At 55.9% G+C, this 2,932-nt stretch carries 4 protein-coding genes; all 4 read right to left on the bottom strand.

Annotated elements, in window-relative coordinates; all coding sequences use genetic code 11:
• Positions 1–833: dTDP-glucose 4,6-dehydratase (gene rfbB, locus FGQ61_RS09490; protein WP_138375366.1), on the bottom strand; the 833-nt coding region annotated here is incomplete at its 3' end.
• A gap of 75 nt (positions 834–908) precedes the next feature.
• Complete coding sequence (locus FGQ61_RS09485; protein ID WP_138375365.1) at positions 909–1,883, bottom strand: hypothetical protein; 975 nt, start codon at positions 1,881–1,883, stop codon at positions 909–911.
• 9 nt (positions 1,884–1,892) lie between these two features.
• Positions 1,893–2,330: a DUF4869 domain-containing protein gene (locus FGQ61_RS09480; protein ID WP_138375364.1), complete on the bottom strand. Its 438-nt coding sequence runs from the start codon at positions 2,328–2,330 to the stop codon at positions 1,893–1,895.
• A gap of 95 nt (positions 2,331–2,425) precedes the next feature.
• Positions 2,426–2,932 (bottom strand): sugar nucleotidyltransferase (locus FGQ61_RS09475; RefSeq protein WP_249360982.1); only part of this gene is annotated, 507 nt, incomplete at its 5' end.

Raw genomic sequence — 2,932 nt, 5'->3', positions numbered from 1 at the left:
CGGTCGGCGACCCAGTCGAAGTCCTCGGGGTCGCGGCCCATGGCCTCGAGGATCATGCGCAGGACCGTGATGTTGTTCTTCTCGCCGTCGGCGCCGATGAGGTAGGTCTCCCCCGTGCGGCCCTTGGTGAGGATGTCCCAGACGGCCGAGGAGTGGTCCTCGGTGTGGATCCAGTCGCGGACGTTCTCGCCCTTCCCGTAGAGCTTGGGGCGCACGCCGTCGATGATGTTCGTGATCTGCCTGGGGATGAACTTCTCCACGTGCTGGTAGGGGCCGTAGTTGTTGGAGCAGTTGGAGATCGTGGCGCGCAGGCCGTAGGTGCGGGTCCAGGCGCGCACGAGCATATCGGAGGACGCCTTGGTGGAGCTGTAGGGGCTCGAGGGCCTATACGGCGTCTCCTCGGTGAACTTCGCCGGGTCGTCGAGCGCCAGGTCGCCGTAGACCTCGTCGGTGGAGACGTGGTGGTAGCGGATGCCGTATTTGCGGACGGCCTCCAGCAGGCGGAAGGTTCCCTCGACGTTTGTGCGCAGGAACGGCTCGGGGTCCGCGATAGAGTTGTCGTTGTGGCTCTCGGCGGCGTAGTGCACGATGGCGTCGTGGCCCGGGACGATCCTGTCCAGCAGCTCGGCGTCGCAGATGTCGCCCACGACGAGCTCCACGCGGTCGGAGGGCAGGCCCGCGATGTTCTCGGGGTTGCCGGCGTAGGTCAGCTTGTCCAGGACGGTCACGTGCACCCCGGGGTGGTTGTTGACCACGTAGTGCACGAAGTTGCTGCCGATGAAGCCGCAGCCGCCCGTGACGATGATGTTCTTGGGTTCAAAAATCTCAGACATGAAAATCCAATCTGAAGCATGTACAGCTTCTTTAGTATGCCGCAGGAAGTGACGACGCGACACTATTCAACAAAACTATCGGACATTTCGGCATGCGATAAGAGCCATAACCTTCGCAGAATTACCCCCCGTACAAAACGCCTCCGGAATGCAGTCTTTGTCGTAGTGAAAAACCGAATCCCCAGTTATTTCACGTAAGTACTTATAGAAGAAATCCTCCCAGCTTTTAAACTTCTCACTGTTTACAAAGGCTTCTGGGGTTTCCAAAACCGTCTTAACATCTAGCCCTGAAATTACGCCGGAGCTCAGCAGAAGCCATTCGAACGACTCGGGAAGACAAACCGTAACAGTATCGCGGTGAATGTCTTGCAGCTTAAGGACGCGGTCCGCATAGCACCCAAATGCCGCTCCGTCCGCAACAACAAACACGCGATCGTCGAGATGCTGATCCAACCAGCGCAAAATCGCGCTGTTCGTCATGGCCGAAGTACAGGTAAGCTCACTGTCAGCGAAATGCCGTTCAAAGAACTGGAAACCAGACTTACTGTCCTCGCATAGAAGGATAGAAAAGTCCTGTTTTGGCGCCGACCGGGAAATAGCATAACGATGATTCCCGCGATCTTGATAAACAGGGATGAAAGAATGGTATTTTCCGCTCGTCTTAATCTTGTAAATCTCATCCACGCTATACGGAAGATAGGGGAAATCAGCCCTTGAGATCAGCACGAAATAATTCGAGGAATACAGCACATGATGGGCAAACTCATCAGAATGGATCTCTTTTAAGCCCTCATCGACAAATACAATCGAGTCATGAACGGACGAAAGCTGGTTTCGCCAATCATAATCGGTCAGGGCGACACAGGGACAATCGCATTGCAAGGAAACACCCGACTGCTCGCCCGTTCGCATGTAGTCTGCGACCATGTCAAACAGTGTCGTCTTACCCGTGCCACTATCCCCACGCACAATAGTAATGTTCCGTTTAATGGTAAATGTGTACTTGGTTCCCCTGCGGCGGGAAATCTTAACGAGATGCGAACCGTTCATAAGCAGCACCTACAGATACGGAATCGACTCGTGAATCAAATCGGCCATGTTGTGAACGATTCGGCCGCTATTCACGACTTTAATTTTAAAATCCTCGCGACCAAAGTCCATCACATGATAGAGATTCACAACGAGCTTGCGGTCTTTCGCCATGTCGAGAATCCACTTGGCACAGTTGTCACCACAGGTAGAAGCGTTAAAAATATGCTTACGATCAAATCTCATAAGCACCAGCGTTTTCACGCCACCAGAAAGCTGGAGTGGGGAGATGGATCCAAGCACAGGGCTTTCGATGACGTTTTCGGAGACAACAACCGATCGATCGACATCTTTAATTATCGAGACTGCATAGGGATCCGTAATCCAAGAAGACCGGTAAGAGTTTTTGAAATATGTCGCTGTGTTGTAAATCGCTTCTGGCATATCGCCAAAGTAGACGCTTAACACATCCACTCCCAATCATATTGTCTTTATGGTCAACGTAATCATAACGAAAGGGGCCACCAGATAAACGGTGACCCCTAAAAGAAAACAAGCTTGCGCTAGTACTCGCGCGGGCTGTTGACGATCTCGCCGGCGGCGACCTTCTTCAGGTGCTGCCCGTAGACCGACTTGCCGTAGGCCTTCGCGGCCTCCTCCAGCTCGGCGGTCGTGATCCAGCCGTTCTCCCAGGCGATCTCCTCGGGCACGGACACGGGCAGGTCCTGGGAGTGCTCCACGGCGCGGACGAACTCCGCGGCCTCGTGCAGGCTCTCCATGGTTCCGGTGTCCAGCCACGCGTAGCCGCGGCCGAGGGTCACCACGGACAGCGTCCCCTCCTCCAGGTACATCTGGTTGAGCGTGGTGATCTCGAGCTCGCCGCGCGCGGAGGGCCTCACCTTATGGGCCTTGGCGGCCACGTCGCCCGGGTAGAAGTACAGGCCGGTGACGGCGTAGGAGCTCTTGGGCTCGGCGGGCTTCTCCTCGATGGAGACGGCACGGCCCTCCCCGTCGAACTCCACGACGCCGAAGCGCTCGGGGTCGTCCACGTGGTAGCCGAAGACCGTGGC

It is taken from the genome of Collinsella aerofaciens (assembly GCF_005844325.1).
Taxonomy (GTDB): Bacteria; Actinomycetota; Coriobacteriia; order Coriobacteriales; family Coriobacteriaceae; genus Collinsella; species Collinsella aerofaciens_G.
This window is presented reverse-complemented; position numbering and strand designations above follow the sequence as displayed.